Source organism: Pseudomonas sp. Tn43, from assembly GCF_014192635.1.
Taxonomy (GTDB): domain Bacteria; phylum Pseudomonadota; class Gammaproteobacteria; order Pseudomonadales; family Pseudomonadaceae; genus Aquipseudomonas.
In genome coordinates, this window is the sequence record NZ_JACHYG010000019.1 from 1 (window position 1) to 21,482 (window position 21,482).

Annotated in this window: 19 protein-coding genes; 4 read left to right on the forward strand and 15 right to left on the reverse strand. The window is 59.7% G+C overall.

The features are described from left to right. Positions 1 to 109: 109 nt before the first annotated feature. From purT to FHW68_RS25975, 5 genes are all read right to left on the reverse strand, one after another. On the reverse strand, positions 110 to 1,291 hold the full coding sequence (gene purT, locus FHW68_RS25955; RefSeq protein ID WP_095632469.1) for a formate-dependent phosphoribosylglycinamide formyltransferase: 1,182 nt from the start codon (positions 1,289 to 1,291) through the stop codon (positions 110 to 112). A 98-nt stretch (positions 1,292 to 1,389) separates the two neighbouring features. Beyond that, positions 1,390 to 1,857: a VUT family protein gene (locus tag FHW68_RS25960; protein ID WP_183683757.1), complete on the reverse strand. Its 468-nt coding sequence runs from the start codon at positions 1,855 to 1,857 to the stop codon at positions 1,390 to 1,392. Positions 1,858 to 2,084: 227 nt separating this feature from the next. After that, positions 2,085 to 2,300 (reverse strand): DUF1289 domain-containing protein, encoded by a 216-nt coding sequence (locus FHW68_RS25965; protein ID WP_095632471.1) that lies wholly within the window; start codon positions 2,298 to 2,300, stop codon positions 2,085 to 2,087. Then, positions 2,297 to 2,821, reverse strand: coding sequence for a gamma carbonic anhydrase family protein (locus FHW68_RS25970; protein ID WP_183683759.1), 525 nt, complete (start codon positions 2,819 to 2,821; stop codon positions 2,297 to 2,299). The genes FHW68_RS25965 and FHW68_RS25970 overlap by 4 nt, the downstream gene beginning before the upstream one ends. 71 nt (positions 2,822 to 2,892) lie before the next feature. Continuing rightward, positions 2,893 to 3,492, reverse strand: coding sequence for a CoA pyrophosphatase (locus FHW68_RS25975; RefSeq protein WP_095632473.1), 600 nt, complete (start codon positions 3,490 to 3,492; stop codon positions 2,893 to 2,895). A 146-nt stretch (positions 3,493 to 3,638) separates the two neighbouring features. On the opposite strand from FHW68_RS25975, the gene FHW68_RS25980 reads away from it, so the two are divergent. Together FHW68_RS25980 and FHW68_RS25985 are read left to right on the forward strand one after the other, a co-directional pair. After that, positions 3,639 to 4,190, forward strand: coding sequence for an NUDIX hydrolase (locus tag FHW68_RS25980; protein WP_095632474.1), 552 nt, complete (start codon positions 3,639 to 3,641; stop codon positions 4,188 to 4,190). 65 nt (positions 4,191 to 4,255) lie between these two features. Next, on the forward strand, positions 4,256 to 4,759 hold the full coding sequence (locus tag FHW68_RS25985; RefSeq protein ID WP_095632475.1) for a murein L,D-transpeptidase family protein: 504 nt from the start codon (positions 4,256 to 4,258) through the stop codon (positions 4,757 to 4,759). A gap of 320 nt (positions 4,760 to 5,079) precedes the next feature. Here the strand turns inward: FHW68_RS25985 and FHW68_RS25990 are convergent, their stop codons facing one another. Next, on the reverse strand, positions 5,080 to 5,391 hold the full coding sequence (locus tag FHW68_RS25990; RefSeq protein WP_095632476.1) for a YqfO family protein: 312 nt from the start codon (positions 5,389 to 5,391) through the stop codon (positions 5,080 to 5,082). A gap of 19 nt (positions 5,392 to 5,410) precedes the next feature. Continuing rightward, complete coding sequence (purL, locus tag FHW68_RS25995) at positions 5,411 to 9,307, reverse strand: phosphoribosylformylglycinamidine synthase (protein WP_095632477.1); 3,897 nt, start codon at positions 9,305 to 9,307, stop codon at positions 5,411 to 5,413. 274 nt (positions 9,308 to 9,581) lie between these two features. Here purL and mltF point away from each other — a divergent pair, with 274 nt between their 5' ends. Then, positions 9,582 to 11,042 (forward strand): membrane-bound lytic murein transglycosylase MltF, encoded by a 1,461-nt coding sequence (gene mltF / locus FHW68_RS26000; RefSeq protein WP_095632478.1) that lies wholly within the window; start codon positions 9,582 to 9,584, stop codon positions 11,040 to 11,042. A 134-nt stretch (positions 11,043 to 11,176) separates the two neighbouring features. Here mltF and pdxJ read toward each other — a convergent pair whose 3' ends face one another. The 8 genes from pdxJ to lptF form a co-directional block, all read right to left on the reverse strand. Continuing rightward, a complete protein-coding gene (gene pdxJ, locus FHW68_RS26005) occupies positions 11,177 to 11,923 on the reverse strand; it encodes a pyridoxine 5'-phosphate synthase (RefSeq protein WP_095632479.1) in 747 nt (248 codons plus the stop codon). A 98-nt stretch (positions 11,924 to 12,021) separates the two neighbouring features. Next, positions 12,022 to 12,711 carry a DNA repair protein RecO gene (gene recO / locus FHW68_RS26010; protein WP_183683761.1) on the reverse strand — a complete coding sequence of 230 codons (690 nt, stop codon included), beginning with the start codon at positions 12,709 to 12,711 and terminating at the stop codon, positions 12,022 to 12,024. A 172-nt stretch (positions 12,712 to 12,883) separates the two neighbouring features. Beyond that, complete coding sequence (era, locus tag FHW68_RS26015; protein ID WP_095632481.1) at positions 12,884 to 13,786, reverse strand: GTPase Era; 903 nt, start codon at positions 13,784 to 13,786, stop codon at positions 12,884 to 12,886. Further along, positions 13,779 to 14,468, reverse strand: coding sequence for a ribonuclease III (gene rnc, locus FHW68_RS26020; RefSeq protein WP_095632482.1), 690 nt, complete (start codon positions 14,466 to 14,468; stop codon positions 13,779 to 13,781). Before rnc ends, era begins: the two co-directional genes overlap by 8 nt. A 185-nt stretch (positions 14,469 to 14,653) precedes the next feature. Continuing rightward, positions 14,654 to 15,508, reverse strand: coding sequence for a signal peptidase I (gene lepB, locus FHW68_RS26025; protein WP_095632483.1), 855 nt, complete (start codon positions 15,506 to 15,508; stop codon positions 14,654 to 14,656). Between the two features lie 5 nt (positions 15,509 to 15,513). Then, entirely contained in the window at positions 15,514 to 17,313 is a 1,800-nt protein-coding gene (lepA, locus tag FHW68_RS26030) for a translation elongation factor 4 (RefSeq protein WP_095632484.1), read from the reverse strand. Between the two features lie 171 nt (positions 17,314 to 17,484). Beyond that, entirely contained in the window at positions 17,485 to 18,546 is a 1,062-nt protein-coding gene (gene lptG / locus FHW68_RS26035; protein WP_095632485.1) for an LPS export ABC transporter permease LptG, read from the reverse strand. Continuing rightward, positions 18,539 to 19,657 carry an LPS export ABC transporter permease LptF gene (gene lptF, locus FHW68_RS26040; protein WP_095632486.1) on the reverse strand — a complete coding sequence of 373 codons (1,119 nt, stop codon included), beginning with the start codon at positions 19,655 to 19,657 and terminating at the stop codon, positions 18,539 to 18,541. Before lptF ends, lptG begins: the two co-directional genes overlap by 8 nt. A 295-nt stretch (positions 19,658 to 19,952) precedes the next feature. Between lptF and FHW68_RS26045 the strand changes: the two genes are divergently transcribed. After that, complete coding sequence (locus tag FHW68_RS26045; RefSeq protein WP_183683763.1) at positions 19,953 to 21,443, forward strand: leucyl aminopeptidase; 1,491 nt, start codon at positions 19,953 to 19,955, stop codon at positions 21,441 to 21,443. The last annotated feature ends 39 nt before the right edge of the window (positions 21,444 to 21,482 follow it).

Genomic DNA, 21,482 nt, shown 5'->3' on the forward strand with positions numbered 1-21,482 from the left:
ACGCCGGATAGATGAAAGCAAGCCAAACACGCATCAAAAACAGTATTGCAGAAAAGGGGGTAACCATAGATGTAGGAGCGAGGCTTGCCCGCGAATGGCGCGACTCGGTTTAGAGCTCTACAACAACAGCCTGAGAAGCACGGGTCGCTTTAGCCCTTGCAGCCTCGATGGATTCATCACGCGCCAACGCCACACCCATCCGCCGCTGGCCATTGACCTCAGGCTTGCCAAACAGACGCAATGCAGTATCCGGCTCGCTCAGCGCAGCGCCCAGATTGGCGAATGCGGTCTGGGTGGACTGCCCTTCCACCAGAATCACCGCCGAAGCCGAAGGCCCGAATTGACGGATCGCAGGAATCGGCAGGCCCAGGATCGCCCGTGCGTGCAGTGCGAACTGCGACAGGTCCTGGGAAATCAGGGTCACCAGACCGGTGTCATGCGGGCGTGGCGAGACTTCGCTGAACCACACTTGATCACCCTTGATGAACAACTCGACACCAAACAGACCACGACCACCCAGGGCCTCGGTCACCGCTTTGGCAACGCGCTCGGATTCAGCCAGAGCAACCGGGCTCATGGCTTGTGGCTGCCATGATTCCTGGTAGTCGCCCTTCTCCTGTCGGTGGCCAACCGGCGCACAGAACGTAGTGCCGCCAACGTGACGCACGGTCAGCAAGGTGATCTCGTAGTCGAAGTCGATGAAGCCTTCAATGATCACGCGACCTTTACCGGCGCGGCCACCCTCTTGAGCGTAATCCCAGGCTTTCTGCACGTCATCAACGCTGCGCAACAGGCTCTGGCCTTTGCCCGAGGAACTCATGACCGGTTTGACCACGCACGGGAAACCCAGATTTTCGACAGCCTTGCTGTAGTCCTCGAAGGTGTCGGCGAAGTAGTACGGCGACGTCGGCAGGCCCAGCTCTTCAGCGGCCAGGCGACGGATGCCTTCGCGGTTCATGGTCAGCTGTGCGGCGCGAGCGGTCGGAATCACGGTGAAGCCTTCGGACTCCAGCTCTACCAGGGTCGCGGTGGCGATGGCTTCAATTTCCGGCACGATGAAGTCCGGTTTCTCGGCTTCGATCACTGCACGCAGGGCGACACCGTCGAGCATGTTGATCACATGGCTGCGATGGGCGACTTGCATGGCCGGCGCATTGGCGTAGCGATCGACGGCAATCACTTCAACGCCCAGGCGTTGCAGCTCGATCACCACTTCCTTGCCCAACTCACCACAGCCACACAGCAATACGCGGGTCGCGGTTGGCGACAATGGAGTTCCGATACGGGTCATCTCAGGTCCTCAAGAAGCGGATCATCGAGGGATGCGGTGCCTGGCACGCTTCCCATGGGGAGAAAGCGCGGCATTTTACATGAACCGGAGGGTTTGGCTCAGCTGGCGACAGCCTGATTACGCAAGCGCCAGGCCATGATCAGCCACACGACTGTCACACCGGCGAACTTCGAACCCATGGCGGTGAGAATCACGGCCGGAGTGAACGCATCGATCATGCCGAAGAAGATGAAAGTGTCCAGCGGGATACTCAGCGCCGAACTTATCCACAGGCGATCGTGCAATGGCCGCTTGGTGATGCTGAACACCAGCCAGTCGATGCACTCCGAAACGGCGAACGCCGTGGCGCTGGCCAAGGCAATGGACGGGTCGGAAGTGACATAGGACAACACCAGCGCCACCAGCATCGCCGCCATCGCGCCATGGCCGAAACGGGTTTGCACCATGTCACGCAGCACGAACACCAAACCACCCCAGGCCGACCAGACGATGTCCAGGTGCGGGGCGCTGGAAAAGGCGTAATTGATCAGCACGACGCTGCTGATGTAGGTGATCAGGAAGAGCATGGCGCGTGGAGTACCTGTCGATTTTGATGCACAGGGTACTTCATCTCAAGCGTACAGATCACCTGTAGCGAGGGAGCTTCGTGGCGAGGGGGCTTGCCCCCGTTCGGCTGCGCAGCAGTCGCGAAATCAGCAAATGCCGTACGCCTGAAAGAATAACGTCGCAGGTTTAGCGCCGCTTCGCAGCGCAACGGGGGCAAGCCCCCTCGCCACGGAACCGCGTATAACCATCAGGAATCGGATTTGGAGGGCAACATCCAGATCAACCCGCTCGACTTCGCCCGCTCATGACACAAGCCCAACACCTTGCGCCGCTCCGCGTTGTCCATCCGGCTCCAACGGGTGATTTCTTCCACCGTGCGCTGACACCCGGTGCAAATGTCATCCTCATCCAGCGCACAAATGTTCACGCATGGCGATGGAACCGGCCGTTCAATGGCGCTCATTCTTCCTGCTCGACCAGATCGCGGGCGTAACGCTGCGAGTTGTGCACATAGTGGGCGGCGCTGGCTACGAGCATTTTCTTCTGCTGCTCGGTCAACTCGCGGACGACCTTGCCCGGCGAGCCCATGACCAATGAACCGTCCGGAATATCCTTGCCCTCACTGATCAGCGAGTTGGCGCCGATGATGCAGTTCTTGCCGATTTTCGCGCCGTTGAGGATCACCGCATTAATACCGATCAGACTGTAATCGCCCACCGTGCAGCCGTGGAGCATGGCGTTGTGACCGATGGTCACGCCGGTGCCAATGGTCAGCGGGTAGCCCATGTCGGTGTGCATCACGGTGCCATCCTGCACGTTGCTGTTCTTGCCAATCAGGATCAATTCATTGTCGCCACGCAGCACGGTGTTGAACCAGACGCTGGCGCCCTCTTCCAGTTTGACCTTGCCAACCAGTACGGCATTGGGGGCAACCCAGCTCTGCGGATGGGTGTCGACGCGGGCGTCGCCCAGGCGGTATTTCATCTTGTTTTCCTCAAGGCTCAGGCTGCCGCGGGTTCACGGGTTCACGGGTTCACGCCATACGCGCGATGGCTTCAGGTTTTGATAAAACTCTTGGGGGGTTGATGCAGGCTGATTTTCTCGTCATAGAGAAGGTTGATCAACTCGACGATCATGATCGCCGTCAGCCCCCAGATCTTGTATTCGCCATAACGGTAGCTCGGTACGTACCAACTGTGCCCTTCATAGTCGATGCGATGGGTGTGCTCGCGCGGGTCTTTGCGGAAGAACTCCAGCGGCACACTGAACACCGCGGCGATCTCGGCGTCGTTGGCCTGGTATTCGACGAACCCCGGAATCACGCCGACGTAGGGCGTGACCTTGATGCCATGCAGGGAGATCAGTGGGCTAAGCGGGCCAATCACTTCGACCAGGCCCGGCGGCAGGCCGATTTCTTCTTCGGCTTCGCGCAAGGCAGTAAAAACCAGATCAGGGTCTTCGGGGTCGCGTCGACCGCCGGGAAAAGCAACTTCGCCACCATGGGTCGATAGCCCGCTGGCACGAAGGGTTAGCACCAATTCCGGTTCGTCACTGCGCGTGATGGGCACCAATACCGCGGCTTCGGGGAAACGTCGGTCGGTTTCCAGCGTTCGCGGCGTGTGATTGCTTACCCGGTGCAGTAGCTCGTCCAGCATGAGTCTTCTCGATCTGTGCCTTACCCTGCATCATGCACCAATCGCATCGACCGCCCAAGCCCCGAACGGCCTCATGTCGCGAAACGACAACTTGCCGACCGATACCGCTGCACGCCAAGATAGGCGCAGCATTCAGGAACCCAAGCATGAAATTTTGCAGCCAGTGCGGCAACCCGGTAACCCAGCGCATTCCCGAAGGCGATTCTCGCCTGCGTTTTGTCTGCGACAGCTGTCACACCATCCATTACCAAAATCCCAATATCGTCGCCGGTTGCGTGCCGGTCTGGGGTTCGAAGGTATTGCTGTGCCGTCGCGCCATCGAGCCACGGCGCGGTTACTGGACCCTGCCCGCCGGGTTCATGGAAAACGGTGAGACCATCGAACAGGCGGCCATTCGCGAGACCGCCGAGGAAGCCTGTGCCCGGGTGCGCAACCTGAGTATCTATACACTGATCGACGTGCCACACATCAGCCAGGTGCACGTATTCTTTCGCGCCGAGCTGGTGGACCTGGATTTTGCCGCGGGCCCCGAGAGCCTGGAAGTGCAACTGTTCGAAGAAGCCGACATCCCTTGGGGCGAACTCGCTTTCCGCACGGTGGGCCGTACCTTAGAATGCTACTTCGCTGACCGGCGGGCCGAGGTCTACCCCGTGCGGTCCGAATCGATCCCGCCGCTCGTCCAGCCTGCCATCATTTAACGCGCCTACACATAAAAGCATCTATAAAATTAATAATCGCGACACCTTTTAGGGATATCGTTTCAATGCGCTGGTTGCTTGCCGTTTTTTGCTTGTCGTTCATCGCTGTCAGCCAGGCTTCCTCCACGGAAACGCTGGACGGCAAAGTCATCGAAAAAGTCCTGGTGCTCAAGTCTGCCCATCAGTTGCAGTTGATCAATGACGGCAAGCCGATCAAGACCTATCGCATTTCCCTGGGCAAAAGCCCCAAGGGGCCCAAGCTGATGGAAGGCGACAAACGAACCCCCGAAGGCTTTTATTGGGTGGATTGGCGCAAGATCAGCGACCGTTTCAACCTGGCAATGCATATTTCCTACCCCAACATCAGCGACGCCGCCCGTGCCCGGCGCGAAGGTGTCGAGCCTGGCGGCATGATCATGATCCACGGCACCCCGGACACCGAAGACAATCCCGAAGACCTGTTCCATACGCTGGACTGGACCGACGGCTGCATCGCCATGCGTAATATGGACATGCGCGAGGTTTGGGGTCTGGTGCCGGACGGCACGATGATTGAGATTCGCCCGTAACGGCAATCTTCAAGGCCAAAGATTAGAGAGCCCACTTCCGACGGACAACCTGAAAGACTTGTGGGAAGGTTCTGATGTTTTTTCTGCTCAATAAACATCGCTGCCTGTCAGGCCGCCTTCGCGGGCAAGCCTCGCTCCTACAATTGAGCCATGTGCATCTTCGAGATTGGTTGGCTGTCAGATCGCCTTCGCGAGCAAACCCGCACACTCAATCAACAAGAACCTGGACGGCCCTAAGGCCGCCACGCCCTAATCACAGCCAACAAAAAACCCGCTGAAATCACTTTCAGCGGGTTTCTCATTTTCAGCGGCCAGGAAGATCAGAAATCCTCCAACCGCCACACCTCGTAAGCCGGCGTCTCATAGGGATGGCTCTCTTTCAAAGCCACCACCACCGCTCGAATCAACTCATCGCTGACCACCAGCTCGACCTTCCATTCCTCAACCTGCTCGACCTGCCCCGCTTCACCCATAAACGGCTGACTGCCATCCAGAGGACGAAACTGACCCAACCCGAACACCTGCCACGCGCAGTGATCATAAGCCCCGATCCGCCCGCCACCGGCAGCGAACACAGCGCTTTTGACCACCTCGACATGGCTGGCCGGAACAAAAAAACCGAGCTTGTACACGGCAATCAGCTCCCCGCTCTTAGTTAACCCAAACGCGAGCGTTGCGGAACATACGCATCCATGGTGCGTCTTCGTTCCAGTCTTCCGAACGCCACGAGTTCTGCACCGCGCGGAATACCCGCTCCGGGTGCGGCATCATGATGGTCACGCGACCGTCACGGCTGGTCAACCCGGTGATACCGCGCGGCGAACCGTTCGGGTTGGCCGGGTAGTTTTCGGTGACCTTGCCGTGGTTATCGACGAAACGCATCGCCACGCAACCCGACAAATCGGCTTCCAGCAACGCTTCTTCGCTGGCGAATTCGGCATGGCCTTCACCGTGCGCGATGGCGATCGGCATGCGCGAACCGGCCATGCCCTGCAGGAAGATCGAGTTCGACTCCTGGATCTGGACCATGGCAACGCGAGCTTCGAACTGCTCGGAACGGTTACGCACGAAGTGCGGCCAGAACTCGCTGCCCGGGATCAGCTCGTGCAGGTTGGACATCATCTGGCAACCGTTGCACACGCCGAGGGTGAAGCTGTCGTTACGTTCGAAGAAGCCCTGGAACGCATCGCGAGCGCGGCTGTTGAACAGCGCGGATTTCGCCCAGCCTTCACCAGCACCCAGGACGTCGCCGTAGGAGAAACCGCCGCACGCCACCAGCCCTTTGAACTCGTTCAGGTCGACGCGGCCGGCCAGAATGTCGCTCATGTGCACATCGATCGCGTTGAAACCGGCGCGGTCGAACGCGGCCGCCATTTCCACCTGACCGTTGACGCCCTGCTCACGCAGCACGGCAACTTGTGGGCGGATGCCTTTCTTGATGTAAGGCGCGGCGATGTCCTGGTTGACGTCGTAGCTGAGCTTGACGCTCAGGCCCGGGTTGTCTTCCTCCAGCAGCACGTCGAATTCCTGATCGGCGCAGTCAGCGTTATCACGCAGACGCTGGATCTGGTAGCTGGTCTCGGCCCACTGGCGTTGCAGCAGACGACGCTGGCCTTCGAATACGGTGTCACCGTTGAAGGTGATGTTGATCTCGCCGTTGTTCATCGGCTGACCGATCACCGACACACACTCCCCAAGGCCGGCAGCGCTGAACTGCGCAAGGATATCCGGCGTGGCGTCCTGGCGAACCTGGATCACGGCACCCAGCTCTTCGTTGAACAGGATCGCGGCAATGTCGGCGGAGGTTTCTGCCAGACCGTCAAGGTTCAGGCTCAGGCCACAATGACCGGCGAAGGCCATTTCCACCACGCTGGTCAGCAGACCACCGTCGGAACGGTCGTGATAAGCCAGCAAATGACCGTCGGCGTTGAGGCCCTGGATCACGGCGAAAAAGGCTTTCAGGTCTTCGGCGTCATCGACGTCCGGGGCCTGCTTGCCGAGTTTGCCGTGAACCTGAGCGAGGATCGAAGCACCCATGCGGTTCTGACCGCGACCGAGGTCGATCAGGATCAGGTCGGTGGTGCCCTTGTCCATGCGCAGTTGCGGGGTGAGGGTCTGACGGATATCCGTCACCGGGGCGAAACCGGTCACGATCAGCGACATTGGCGAAGTGACGGACTTGTCGACGCCCTCATCGTTCCAGCGGGTGGCCATGGACATCGAGTCCTTGCCGACCGGAATGGTGATGCCCAGCTCAGGGCACAGCTCCATGCCGACCGCTTTCACGGTGTCGTACAGACGCGCGTCTTCACCCGGGTGACCGGCGGCGGACATCCAGTTCGCCGACAGTTTGATGTCGGAGATCTTGGCGATGCGCGACGCCGCGATGTTGGTCAGGGTTTCGCCGATGGCCATGCGGCCCGACGCCGGAGCGTCCAGCAGCGCCAGCGGAGTGCGCTCGCCCATCGCCATCGCTTCACCGGTGTAGACGTCGAAGCTGGTGGCGGTGACGGCAACGTCGGCCACTGGAACCTGCCATGGGCCGACCATCTGATCACGGGCCACGAGGCCGGTGATGGTACGGTCGCCGATGGTGATCAGGAAACTTTTGCTGGCCACGGCCGGGTGATGCAGAACGCGCTCGACGCAATTGGCGATGTCGAGGGTCGACGGATCGAAATCGTCGCCCAGCTCGTTTTCACGCACCACGGAACGGTGCATGCGCGGGGCTTTGCCCAACAACACTTCCAATGGCATGTCCACCGGGCTGTTGCCGAAATGGCTGTCGGTGACGGTCAGTTGCGGTTCGGCAGTGGCTTCGCCGACGACGGCGAACGGGCAGCGTTCACGTTCGCAAATCGCCTTGAAGCGCTCGAAATCAGCCGGGCCGACCGCCAGTACGTAACGTTCCTGGGATTCATTGGACCAGATTTCGTGCGGGGCCATGCCCGGCTCATCGTTCGGAATGTTGCGCAGTTCGAAACGGCCACCACGGTCACCGTCGTTGACCAGTTCAGGGAAGGCGTTGGACAGGCCGCCAGCACCCACGTCGTGGATGAAGCTGATCGGGTTCTTGTCACCCAGTTGCCAGCAACGGTCGATGACTTCCTGGCAGCGTCGCTCCATTTCGGGGTTTTCACGCTGTACAGAGGCGAAGTCCAGATCCGCCGAGCTGGTGCCGGTGGCCATGGAGGAAGCCGCGCCGCCGCCCAAGCCGATCAGCATCGCCGGGCCGCCCAGAACGATCAGCTTGGAGCCGACGACGATCTCGCCTTTCTTGACGTGTTCTTCGCGGATGTTGCCCATGCCGCCCGCCAGCATGATCGGCTTGTGGTAACCGCGCACTTCGTCGCCGTGCGCGGTGGTGATCGATTGTTCGAAGGTACGGAAGTAGCCAGTCAGGGCCGGACGACCGAATTCGTTGTTGAACGCGGCACCACCCAATGGGCCCTCGATCATGATGTCCAGCGCGGTGACGATGCGCTCAGGCTTGCCGTACGGCACTTCCCACGGCTGTTCGAAGCCCGGGATCTGCAGGTTGGACACGGTAAAACCAGTGAGGCCAGCCTTGGGCTTGGCGCCGCGACCGGTTGCACCTTCGTCGCGAATCTCGCCACCGCTACCGGTGGATGCGCCCGGGAACGGGGCAATCGCGGTCGGGTGGTTGTGCGTCTCGACTTTCATCAGGATGTGCACCGGCTCCTGCACCGCACCGTACTGGCGGGTTTCAGGGTCCGGGAAGAAGCGACCGGCGACGGAGCCGACGATCACCGAAGCGTTGTCCTTGTATGCCGACAGAACGCCTTCGCTGTGCATCACATAGGTGTTCTTGATCATGCCGAACAGGCTTTTTTCCTGGCTCTGACCATCGATGTCCCAACTGGCGTTGAAGATCTTGTGGCGGCAGTGCTCGGAGTTGGCCTGGGCGAACATCATCAGTTCGATGTCGTGCGGGTTGCGCTTCAAGCCGATGAAGGCGTTGACCAGGTAATCGATTTCGTCTTCAGCCAGGGCCAGGCCCAGCTCGGTGTTGGCTTTTTCCAGTGCGGCGCGGCCGCCACCCAACACGTCGATCGCGGTCAGTGGCTTGGGCTCGGCGTGGCTGAACAGGCCGGCGGCTTGTTCAAGATTGCCCAGGACGATCTGGGTCATGCGGTCGTGCAGACCGTCAGCAATCAGCTGCGCCTCAGCGTCGCTGAACTGGCCGGCGACGTAGAACGCGATGCCGCGCTCCAGGCGCTGGATCTTGGTCAGGCCGCAGTTGCGAGCGATGTCGCTGGCTTTACTGGACCACGGCGAGATAGTGCCGAAACGTGGCAACACCAGAAACAGACGACCGGTTGGCTCTTGTACTGGAACGCTTGGGCCGTACTTCAGAAGGCGCGCGAGCACCTGCTGTTCGTCGCCGGTCAGGACGCCGGTAACTTCGGCGAAGTGAGCGAATTCAGCATACAAGCCGCTGACAGCCGGAACCTTCTGGCTCAGTTGCTCAAGGAGTTTGCTGTGGCGAAAGGCAGAAAGGGCAGGAGCGCCGCGCAGGATCAACATCTTCGGGACAGCCTCGGGAAGGGGTGTGCTTTGAGGCCGTGCATTCTAGCCTAAACCGCCCGCGACAGCACCCGAAACGGTACGCACGGCTGCACCCGAACGTCGGGCCGGGTATCCGGGGCCTGAACAGGCGCGCGCCGAGGGTTATTTTTTCTGTCACAAAATGCTGTCCGGGCCCATTCCTGCGGGCTCCAAGCGGGTTTCAGACGCTCTAGCAGACAAGCCCTTCGCTGTCGAGATATGGCGCTCGTGGTCCTTTGCGTATACTGCGCAGATGTTTTCCCCAACGGCTTTGCGTCCGCGGTACGCCAAATGGCTGATCGCAACCGGACTCTTCCTGGTGCTCGGTGGCTGTGTTGATAAACCCAACACGCTGGAGCGCGTAAAGGAGGATGGCGTGCTGCGGGTGGTTACCCGTAACAGCCCCGCCACCTACTTTCAGGATCGCAACGGTGAAACCGGCTTCGAATACGAGCTGGTAAAGCGCTTTGCCGAGGATCTGGGGGTCGAGCTCAAGATCGAAACCGCCGACAACCTCGACGACCTGTTCAATCAGGTGGGCAAGCCCAATGGCCCGGTGCTGGCTGCTGCTGGCCTGGTCAGCAGCGAGCAACGCAAAAAACAGGTGCGGTTTTCCCACTCCTATCTCGAAGTCACGCCACAGGTCATCTACCGCAATGGCCAGTCGCGGCCGACCGATGCAGGCGATCTGGTCGGCAAGAAGATCATGGTGCTCAAGGGCAGTACCCACGCCGAACAATTGGCAGAGCTGAAAAAGAAATATCCCGGCATTGAATACGAAGAGTCCGACGCGGTTGAAGTCGTCGACTTGCTGCGCATGGTCGACGAAGCCCAGATCGATCTGACCCTGGTCGACTCCAACGAAGTCGCGATGAACCAGGTGTATTTCCCCAACGTGCGGGTCGCCTTCGATCTCGGAGACGCCAGCAATCAGAGCTGGGCCGTGGCCGCCGGCGAAGACAACAGCCTGCTCAACGAGATCAACGATTATCTCGACGAAGTGAAGAAAAACGGCACTCTGCAACGCCTCAAGGATCGCTATTACGGGCACGTCGACGTACTCGGTTACATGGGCGCCTACACCTTTGCCCAGCATCTGCAGCAGCGGTTGCCCAAATACGAACAGCATTTCAAGACGTACGCCAAGAAAGAGAAAGTCGACTGGCGCTTGTTGGCCGCAGTCGGTTATCAGGAATCGCTGTGGCAAGCGGCGGTCACGTCCAAGACCGGCGTGCGTGGCTTGATGATGCTGACCCAGAACACCGCGCAAGCCATGGGCGTGTCCAATCGACTCGATCCCAAGCAGAGCATCATGGGCGGTGCGAAGTACCTGGCCTACATGAAGGAGCAACTGGATGAGTCGATTCAGGAGCCGGATCGAACGTGGTTCGCGCTCGCAGCCTACAACGTCGGCAGCGGTCATCTGGACGACGCACGCAAACTGACGGCCAAGGCAGGGTTGAACCCGGACAAATGGCTGGACGTGAAAAAAATCCTGCCGCGCCTCTCGCAGAAACAGTGGTACAGCAAGACGCGTTACGGCTATGCCCGTGGCGGCGAGCCGGTGCATTTTGTGGCGAACATCCGTCGTTATTACGACATCCTGACATGGGTCACACAGCCGCAGCTGGAAGGCAATCAGGTCGCCGAAGGCAACCTGCATGTGCCGGGGGTCGACAAGACCAAGCCGAGCCAGGAAACCCCACAGCTTTAAACCTTCGTCGCCTTAAAAGACGCCATCGCGGGCAAGTCACGCTCCCACAGGTCCGCGTCGAATACATAGTTGTCGTTCAACCCGGACCTGTGGGAGCGGGAGCGTGGCTTGCCCGCGATGGCAGCGCCGCCGATCTAGCCTTTCAAGGCAGCGGCCAGAATCAGCGCTTTCATTTCAGAAACAGCCGACTTGAACCCGACGAACAACGCATGGGCCACCAGCGCATGGCCGATGTTCAATTCGTTGATCCCCTTGATCGCCGCGACTGCTTCGACGTTGTGATAGTGCAAACCGTGACCGGCGTTGACGATCAGCCCCTGGGCCAGACCAAACGCCACGCCATCGGCCACGCGCTTGAGCTCTTCCGCGACTGAAGCTGGCGTCTCGGCATCCGCATAACGCCCGGTGTGCAATTCGATGGCTGGCGCACCGACACGGCGGGACGCTTCGATCTGCCGCTCGTCCGCGTCGATGAACAGCGACACTTCACAACCGATTTTCGCCAGGCGATCCACTGCTGCCTTGATCCGCGCCTCCTGCCCTGCCACGTCCAGACCGCCTTCGGTGGTCAGCTCCTGACGGGTTTCCGGGACCAGGCAAATGTGCGCCGGGCGGATGCGTTCGGCGAACGCCATCATTTCTTCGGTGACGCCCATTTCGAAGTTCATGCGGGTTTGCAGCACATCCTTGAGCAGCAGCACGTCGCGCTCCTGAATGTGCCGGCGGTCTTCGCGCAAGTGCACGGTGATGCCGTCAGCGCCCGCCTCTTCCGCGTCCAGCGCTGCCTTGACCGGATCCGGGTAGCGAGTACCCCGGGCCTGACGCAGGGTGGCAACGTGGTCGATGTTCACGCCAAGAAGAATGCGATTGCTGGTGGTCACGGAAGCGCTCCTGAAATAGGGGAAAGTTCGGTGCACAGCATACACGGCGAACCCGGGTCTGTTGACGCAAGCATCAACAGTTCCTGTCGCTTGCGAAACTATGGCTTGCGAAACAACTCGCGACTGACCAGAGGACGACCACCCAGATGAACGGCCAGTGCCTGACGCATCAAGCGCTTGGCAGCGGAAAGCGCTCCGGGCGCAGACCAGTCGGCATCGGCCATGGCCAGCAATTCAGTGCCGTTGAACAGACCCGGTTGCAGCAGGTAGACCCGTTCCAGGCCTGCATCCACTTGCAAGCGGTAGAGGCCGTCCGGCGCGATGGGGTCGCCATGGATATCAGTGTTCAAGGCGAAACCGTAACCGAGGTCGTCGAGCAAACGCCATTCGAAGGAGCGCAGCAATGGCTCCAATGGACGACCTTCGGCCAGGGCGAGCAAGGTCGCGGCGTAGTGATCGAAGACCGCGGGATGGGGGTCTTCGGCGGGCAGCAGACGGATCAGCAATTCATTGAGGTAGAGGCCGCTGAACAGTGCCTCGCCATGGAGCCAGGTGGAAACACCGGCGCTTTCCATACGACCGACGTTTTTCAATTCACCCCGACCACGGAATTCGACTTCCAGCGGTACGAACGGCCGCGCCAATGTCCCGGCCTTGCCTCGCGCACTGCGCAACACCGCCCGCAGCCGACCTTGCGGCGTAAGGAAATCCACCAGCGCACTGCTTTCGCGGTAGGCGCGGGAGTGGAGGACGTAGGAAAGTTGGCCGGTTGGCGCGGTGCTCGACATGGAAATCGCAGTTCTCAATGAAGGAATGCAGTTTTACTGACACCCCAAAACCAATGTGGGAGCGGGCTTGCCCGCGATGGCGGACTTACATTCAACATCTCTGCTGAATGTTACATCCTCATCGCGGGCAAGCCCGCTCCCACAGGGTTCTACGGTGCAGCACAGACCGGGTTTACAGATCGCCGTAACCCAGCGAACGCAGCGCACGTTCGTCATCGGACCAGCCACCTTTAACCTTGACCCACAGGTTAAGCATGATCTTGGAGTCGAACAGCAGCTCCATGTCCTTGCGCGCCTCGGTGCCGATGCGCTTGATGCGTTCGCCCTTGTCGCCAATGATGATTTTCTTCTGGCCGTCACGTTCGACGAGGATCAACGCATGGATGTGCAGGGTTTTGCCCTGCTGCTTGAACTCTTCGATTTCCACGGTGATCTGGTACGGCAGCTCGGCGCCCATCTGACGCATGATTTTTTCGCGTACCAGCTCGGCGGCAAGGAAGCGGCTGCTGCGGTCAGTGATCTGGTCTTCCGGGAAGAAGTGATCGTTTTCCGGCAGGTGCTCGGCGATCACTCGTTCCAGCGCGTCCAGATTGTGCCCGTGCTGGGCCGAGATCGGCATGATCTGCGCATTCGGCAGCTGTTCCTGCAACCAGCTCAGGTGCGGCATCAGCTCGGACTTGTCTTCGATACGGTCGGTCTTGTTCAGCGCCACGATCAGCGGGCCGGTCACGTATTGAACGCGCTCGAGGACCATCTGGTCTTCGTCGGTCCACTTGGTGCGGTCAACCACGAAGATCACCACGTCGACGTCTTTCAACGCCGCCGAAGCGGTTTTGTTCATGTAGCGGTTCAGAGCCTTTTCGCCGCCCTTGTGCATGCCCGGCGTATCGACGTAAATCGCCTGAACGGCGCCTTCGGTCTTGATGCCGAGCATGTTGTGACGGGTGGTTTGCGGCTTGCGCGAAGTGATCGCCAGCTTCTGACCCAGAATGTGGTTCAGCAGCGTGGACTTGCCCACGTTGGGACGGCCGACGATGGCGACATAGCCACAGCGAGTTGCGGTTGAATCAGTCATTGCCATTCTCCACACCCAGGGCAATCAGTGCTGCGGCGGCCGCTACCTGTTCGGCAATACGACGACTCACACCCTGACCTCGGCTTTTTTCATTCAGTAAGATGATTTCACATTCGACGAAGAACGTCCGGCAATGCGGCTCACCCTGGATATCCACCACTTCGTAACGCGGCAGTTCACAACCACGGGACTGCAGGAATTCCTGCAGGCGGGTTTTCGGATCTTTGTTGGTGTCGACCAGTGTCAGGCCTTCGAACTCTCCGGCCAGCCAGGCCAGCACGCGCTCACGCGCCATGTCCATGCCGGCGTCCAGGTAGATCGCACCGATCAGCGCTTCCAGGGCATCGGCCAGAATCGACTCGCGACGGAACCCGCCGCTTTTCAATTCGCCGGAGCCCAGGCGCAGGTATTCGCCCAAGTCGAAACCACGGGCCAGTACGGCCAGGGTCTCACCTTTCACCAAGCGGGCGCGCAAACGCGACAACTGGCCTTCGCGGGCCAACGGGAAGCGATCGAACAGCGCCTCGCCAGCGACGAAGTTGAGGATGGCATCACCGAGAAACTCCAGGCGTTCGTTGTTGCGCCCGGCAAAGCTGCGGTGAGTCAGGGCCAGGACCATCAGTTCCTGGTCTTTGAAGGTGTAGCCGAGCTGACGCTCTAGACGGCTTAAGGAGAGGCTCACGATTTACCCACGCTGAGTTCGTGGCTGGATTCCACCGCCATCGCCGTGGTGCGGCGCAGGCTTGGGACAATTAACGCTGTGTTCAAAAATAACGTCCTGAATATCATTGTTTTTCATGCATCCGGTGCCGATTGTGGCGGTTCCAGAAAAGCATTCGGCGCTGTGGTCAACAGCGCCGTGTGTGATTACTTGATCAGGCCAACCCGCGAGAAATTCGGCAGGTGACTGAGTTTGGGTTCCGGCCAGCTCATCCAGACTGCGAAGGCCTTGCCGACGATATTCTTGTCGGGAACCATGCCCAGCAGATTCTTGGGAATACTCGGATCATCCCAGTAGCGACTGTCGTTCGAGTTGTCGCGGTTGTCGCCCATCATGAAGTAGTGCCCGGCAGGCACCGTCCACGAACGATCCGGCGCTGCGCGGTAGCGGCTCATTTCCTTGCGGATAAGGTGCTCGGCGATGCCGAGTTTTTCCTTGTAGAGCTCAGCGCTGCCCAACGTGCCCGGCTCGGAGCCGACCAATTGTTCGGCAACCGACTCACCGTTGACGAACAGACGCTTGTCGGCTGTGTAGCGAATCTGGTCGCCCGGCAGGCCCACCACTCGCTTGATGTAATTGACATTCGGATCGCTCGGGTAGCGGAACACCATCACATCGCCGCGCTGCGGATCACCGACTTCGATGACTTTCTTGTCGATCACCGGCAGGCGGATCCCGTAAGAAAATTTGTTCACCAGAATGAAGTCGCCGACGTCCAGGGTCGGCTTCATCGAACCGGAAGGAATCTGGAACGGTTCCACCAGGAACGAACGCAGCACCAGTACGATGAACAACACCGGGAAGAACGACTTGCCGTATTCGACCAGCAGCGGCTCTTTGTTCAGTTTCTCGATCACCACCATGTCAGCCTGGCTGACGCTACCCTGATAAGAGTTAATGGCAGCCCGGCGCCGTGGCGCCAGGAACAGCAGATCGAGCAACGCCAACAGGCCGCAGACGAATACGGCGATGACCAGCAACAGCGGGAAATTTAGTGACATAGGACCTAACTATCCAACCTGAGCACGGCAAGGAAGGCTTCCTGTGGAATTTCCACGTTACCGACCTGCTTCATGCGTTTCTTACCGGCCTTTTGCTTTTCCAGCAGCTTTTTCTTACGGCTGACGTCACCACCGTAGCATTTGGCCAATACGTTCTTTCTGAGCGCCTTGACGGTTGTTCGCGCCACAATCTGCCCGCCAATGGCGGCCTGGATTGCCACGTCGAACATCTGCCGCGGAATCAGTTCTTTCATCTTCTCGGTCAACTGGCGACCTTTGTAGTGCGCGTTGTCACGGTGCACGATCAACGCCAGGGCGTCGACCTTGTCGCCGTTGATCAGTACGTCCAGCTTCACCAGACTAGCCGATTGGTAACGATCGAAATGGTAATCCAGCGAAGCATAGCCGCGACTGGTGGATTTCAGGCGATCGAAGAAGTCCAGCACCACTTCGTTCATCGGCAGGTCGTAAGTCACTTGTACCTGAGTGCCAAGGAACAGCATGTCGACCTGCACACCGCGTTTTTCGATGCACAGGGTAATGACGTTGCCCAGGTGTTCTTGCGGCACCAGAATGTTGGCACGCACGATCGGCTCACGCATGTCTTCGATCGAAGACAGGTCCGGCAGTTTCGACGGGTTATCGACGTAGATCGTCTCACCGGTCTTGAGCAGCAGCTCGAAGATTACCGTCGGCGCGGTGGTGATCAGGTCCAGGTCGTACTCGCGCTCCAGGCGCTCCTGGATGATTTCCATGTGCAGCATGCCGAGGAACCCGCAACGGAAGCCGAAGCCCAGTGCGTCGGAGCTTTCCGGGGTGTATTGCAGGGAGGAGTCGTTGAGCGTGAGCTTTTGCAGCGCTTCACGGAAATCTTCGAAGTCGTCGGAGCTGACCGGGAACAGACCGGCATACACTTGCGGCTGAATGCGTTTGAAGCCTGGCAGCACCTCAACGTCTGGCGTAGAGCTCAAGGTCAGGGTGTCACCAACCGGTGCGCCGTGAATATCCTTGATACCAGCGATGATGAAGCCTACTTCGCCGGCCTTCAGGTCAACGGTGGCAGTGTGTTTGGGGTTGAAGACGCCGACGCTGTCCACCAGATGGATCTTGCCGGTGGATTTGACGAGGATCTTGTCGCCCTTCTTCACACGACCGTGACGCACGCGTACCAGGGAAACAACGCCCAGGTAGTTGTCGAACCAGGAATCGATGATCAACGCTTGCAGCGGATCTTCGTAGTTGCCGGTCGGCGCAGGAATCGTGGTTACCAGGCGTTCGAGCACCTCATCGACGCCCAGACCGGTCTTGGCAGAGCACTCGACCGCGTCAGTGGCATCGATGCCGATGATTTTTTCGATTTCTTCTTTGACGCGATCCGGATCGGCCTGAGGCAGGTCGATCTTGTTCAGCACTGGCATGACTTCCAGGCCTTGCTCGATTGCCGTGTAGCAGTTGGCGACCGACTGGGCTTCAACGCCCTGACCGGCATCGACCACCAGCAACGCACCTTCACAGGCCGCCAGCGACCGGCTGACTTCGTAGGTGAAGTCGACGTGGCCGGGGGTGTCAATGAAGTTCAGCTGGTACTTGATGCCATCGCGGGCGGTGTAATAAAGAGTGACGCTGTGGGCCTTGATGGTGATCCCGCGTTCACGCTCAAGATCCATGGAGTCCAGCACCTGGGCTTCCATTTCACGTTCGGCAAGACCGCCGCACATCTGGATGAATCGATCGGCCAGCGTCGACTTGCCATGGTCAATGTGGGCGATGATGGAGAAATTGCGGATATGACTCAAATCACTCACGGATCAACACTCAAAAAGGCTGCAGGCATAGCCCGCCGAAAAATAGCCGGGAATTGTACCTGATCCACGGCGCAAGCGTCACGTTCGCAGGTCAGACGGCGGATACAAAAACGCCCCGGTCTTGCGACAGGGGCGTTTCGAGCGACCATCATGGTCAAGAGAAACCCTTGATCAACCGGCCCGGCGCAACAACCAGACCCCGGCCAGGGCACAGACGCCGGCCGGCACCAGCACCGCAAACAACGGCGAGAAACCGAATACCAGGCTCGAAGGCCCGAGCAAATCCTGGACGATGCGGAAGGTGAAGCCCACCAGCACACCGGTAAACACCCGCTGACCGAGGGTTACCGAACGCAACGGGCCGAAGATGAAGGAAATCGCCATCAGCACCAAGGCGGCGGTCACCAACGGCTGCAACACCTTGACCCAAAATGCCAGCCAGTACCGACCGTTGCTCAGACCCTGGTCAGCCAGGTAGTGGATGTAACTCCACAGACCGGTGATCGACAATGATTCCGGCGCCATCACCACAGTGCTCAGCAGTTGCGGGCTCAGCGCGACCTCCCAACGCTCCACCGGAGTCGTCACCACTTCGGTGTTCTTTTCATGGAACAACGTGGTCGTGACGTCGCTCAGCTGCCAGTGATCCGTGTCGAATTCCGCGCGCTTGGCGAAGCTTGAAGACAGGATGTGGCGTTGATCGTCGAAGCGATAACGGGTCACGCCGTACAGCAGCCCATTGGGTTGCACGGAATTGACGTGAATGAATTCGTCCCCCTGGCGGTGCCACAGACCGTGCTTGGCGCTTTGCGCATCACCACTGCCCTGGGCCAGTGAACGGTTGGCCTGAGCGGTGACTTCCGTTGCCGGCGCGACGTATTCACCGATCACCAGCCCCACCACCATCAAAAGCAGCATCGGTTTCATGACCGCCCAGACGATACGCCCGAGCGACACGCCCGCAGCGCGCATGATGGTCAGTTCGCTGTGGCTGGCCAGGCTGCCAAGGCCGATCAGGCAACCGATCAGCGCCGCCATCGGCAACATGTCGTACAGACGGCGCGGCGCAGTCAGCAACACATAGCTGAGGACATCCACCAGCGTGTAGGTATCGCTGACGTCACCCATCTCATCGATGAAGGCAAACAACGTTGCCAGCCCCAGAATGATCCCCAGAACCGCCAGGATCGCCATGAACACACTGCTACCAATATAGCGATCGAGCTTATCCACGGGCCACCTCCAGCGCACTGCGGCGACTCGCCATCTTCAAGCGCAAAGGCTCCCAGTACAGCAATCCCAGGCCAATGGCCAGGAAGATCGAATGCACCCACCACAAGCCCAATGCCGCCGGGATCTTGCCCTTTTCGAGGGCGCCGCGAGCGGCAATCAGGATGGACAGGTAAGCCATATAAAGAAGAATCGCCGGCAGCAGCTTGAGGAAACGGCCCTGACGCGGATTGACCCGCGACAGCGGCACCGCCATCAGGGTCACAATGAAGACCAGCAACGGCAAAGACAGGCGCCATTGCAGCTCGGTGCGTGAGCGGATGTCGTCATTGCCCAACAGGGAGCGAGTGGTCATCGCGTCGCGATCGGTGACTTCGTCGCTGACGTCCGGCTTGGGCAGCAATACACCGTACTCCTGGTATTTGATGGCGCGGTAATCGGCCTGCCCCGGATTGCCGTCGTAGCGATAGCCGTTGTCGAGAATCAGATACCGATTGCCGTCGGGGCGAATTTCCTGACGGCCCTTCTCGGCCACCAGTACGGAAATCCCGCGATCCTTTTTGTCGGAACTCACATTCTTTTGCGAAATGAACACGCCGCCCAGATTGACGCGGTCATCCGACAATTGCTCGGTGTAGGTAACCCGGGTACCGTCGCGCAAAGCCTGGAAACGGCCGGGTTCAAGGGTATCGAATTCAGTCAGTGCGTCCTGTTTGTTCAACAGCAGCTGGAACTGATTGGCACCTTGTGGCGCCAGGCTCAGGCTCAACCAGGCCACCACCAGCGCAACCAGCGTGGCCGGAAACAGGGTGATGCGAAACAGCCGCTGCTGGCTCATGCCGGTGGCCGACAGCACAGTCATTTCGCTGTCGAGGTACAAACGACCGTAGGCCAGCAGGATGCCGAGAAACAGCCCCAAAGGCAGGATCAGCTGAAGGAAACCCGGCAGACGAAAGCCCATGATCAGGAACAACGAGCCCGGATCCAGGGCGCCAGAGGCCGCTTGGGCGAGGTATTTGATGAAGCGTCCGCTCATGATGATGACCAGCAGCACGGCGCTGACGGCGCTCAAGGTCAACAGGACTTCGCGGGATAGATAACGGAAGACAATCAAACCAGACACTCCAGGGTTGTCAGGCTAAGCGGCCAAACAAACAAACGTATCGGTCGGCCCGCAGGGCAGAGCCGCCGAAAAAGATGGCGCATTATCCTGTGATTGGGTGCGCCTGTCACTGCGCACGCTCAAGCAGAGACCTGAACCACGGAAGTTCGCACGACCGAGGGTTGTCAGGCGCCGGTAGCGAGGTTCAAACTGCCGCCTTTGTCGCTGGCACTGCACCGGCGTCCTTCTATTTATAAGCAAGCCTTTGCGCGTCGCGCACTTTGACCATTAATTCAGGGATCCAGACATGGAACTGGTTGTAAAAAGCGTTAGCCCGGAAACGTTGAAGACCGCCACGCTGGTGGTCGCCATCGGCGAAGGCCGCAAACTCGGCGCCGTTGCCAAACAACTCGACGAGCTGAGCGGTGGCACCCTCAGTGCCGTGCTCAAGCGCGGCGACCTGGCCGGCAAAGTCGGCCAGAGCCTGTTGTTGCACAGCCTGCCCAACCTCAAGGCCGAGCGCGTGTTGCTGGTGGGCGTGGGCAAGGATGAGGAGCTGGGCGATCGCCCGTTCCGCAAAATCATCGCTGGCATCCTCAACACCCTCAAAGGCCTGGGCGGTAGCGATGCAGTACTGGCCCTGGACGAAGTCGTGGTCAAAGGTCGCGACAGCTACGGCAAGACCCGCCTGCTGGCCGAGACCCTGGTAGATGGCAAGTACACCTTCGACCAGTTCAAGAGCCAGAAAGCCGACCCGCTCTCCCTGAAGAAAATCACTCTGGTGACCATCAAGGCAGCCCAGGCCGAAGTGGAACGCGCCGTGGTCCATGCCACCGCGATCGCCAATGGCATGGCCTTCACCCGTAACCTGGGCAACCTGCCGCCAAACATCTGCCACCCCACATTCCTGGGCGAGCAAGCCAAGAACCTGGGCAAAGAATTCAAGAGCCTGAAAGTCGAAGTCCTCGATGAAAAGAAGATCAAGGACCTGGGCATGGGCTCGTTCTACGCCGTCGGCCAGGGCAGCGCCCAGCCACCGCGCCTGATCGTGATGCAATACAACGGCGGCAAGAAATCCGAGAAACCGTACGCACTGGTCGGTAAAGGCATCACCTTCGACACCGGCGGCATCAGCCTCAAGCCGGGCGCCGGCATGGATGAAATGAAGTACGACATGGGCGGCGCCGCCAGCGTGTTCGGGACCTTGCGTGCCGTGCTCGAGCTGAAACTGCCGATCAACCTGGTGTGCATCCTGGCTTGCGCCGAGAACATGCCGAGCGGCAACGCTTCGCGTCCGGGCGACATCGTTACCACCATGAGCGGCCAGACCGTGGAAATTCTCAACACCGACGCCGAAGGCCGTCTGGTGCTATGTGACGCCCTGACCTACTCCGAACGCTTCAAGCCGCAAGCGGTGATCGACATCGCCACCCTGACCGGTGCGTGTGTCGTCGCATTGGGCTCTCACACCTCGGGCCTGTTGGGCAACAACGACGAACTGATCGGCCAGCTGCTGAGCGCCGGCCAATCCGCCGACGACCGCGCCTGGCAACTGCCGCTGTTCGACGAATATCAAGAACAGCTGGACAGCCCGTTCGCCGACATCGCCAACATTGGCGGCCCGAAAGCCGGCACCATCACCGCGGCCTGCTTCCTGTCGCGCTTCACCAAGAACCTGAACTGGGCGCACCTGGACATCGCCGGCACTGCCTGGACCAGCGGCGGCAAGGACAAGGGCGCCACTGGCCGTCCGGTGCCCCTGCTGACCCAATACCTGCTGGACCGCGCCAACGCCTGAAACCGATGACCCCGAGCGGTGTCACTGACCCGTGGCGCC

Bases quoted from the DNA above. Each gene is read 5' to 3' on its own strand.
- purT (WP_095632469.1), bottom strand. From the start codon at position 1,291: ATGACCCGTATCGGAACTCCATTGTCGCCAACCGCGACCCGCGTATTG.
- FHW68_RS25960 (WP_183683757.1), bottom strand. From the start codon at position 1,857: ATGCTCTTCCTGATCACCTACATCAGCAGCGTCGTGCTGATCAATTAC.
- FHW68_RS25965 (WP_095632471.1), bottom strand. From the start codon at position 2,300: ATGAGCGCCATTGAACGGCCGGTTCCATCGCCATGCGTGAACATTTGT.
- FHW68_RS25970 (WP_183683759.1), bottom strand. From the start codon at position 2,821: ATGAAATACCGCCTGGGCGACGCCCGCGTCGACACCCATCCGCAGAGC.
- FHW68_RS25975 (WP_095632473.1), bottom strand. From the start codon at position 3,492: ATGCTGGACGAGCTACTGCACCGGGTAAGCAATCACACGCCGCGAACG.
- FHW68_RS25980 (WP_095632474.1), top strand. From the start codon at position 3,639: ATGAAATTTTGCAGCCAGTGCGGCAACCCGGTAACCCAGCGCATTCCC.
- FHW68_RS25985 (WP_095632475.1), top strand. From the start codon at position 4,256: ATGCGCTGGTTGCTTGCCGTTTTTTGCTTGTCGTTCATCGCTGTCAGC.
- purL (WP_095632477.1), bottom strand. From the start codon at position 9,307: ATGTTGATCCTGCGCGGCGCTCCTGCCCTTTCTGCCTTTCGCCACAGC.
- mltF (WP_095632478.1), top strand. From the start codon at position 9,582: ATGTTTTCCCCAACGGCTTTGCGTCCGCGGTACGCCAAATGGCTGATC.
- recO (WP_183683761.1), bottom strand. From the start codon at position 12,711: ATGTCGAGCACCGCGCCAACCGGCCAACTTTCCTACGTCCTCCACTCC.
- era (WP_095632481.1), bottom strand. From the start codon at position 13,786: ATGACTGATTCAACCGCAACTCGCTGTGGCTATGTCGCCATCGTCGGC.
- lepB (WP_095632483.1), bottom strand. From the start codon at position 15,508: ATGTCACTAAATTTCCCGCTGTTGCTGGTCATCGCCGTATTCGTCTGC.
- FHW68_RS26045 (WP_183683763.1), top strand. From the start codon at position 19,953: ATGGAACTGGTTGTAAAAAGCGTTAGCCCGGAAACGTTGAAGACCGCC.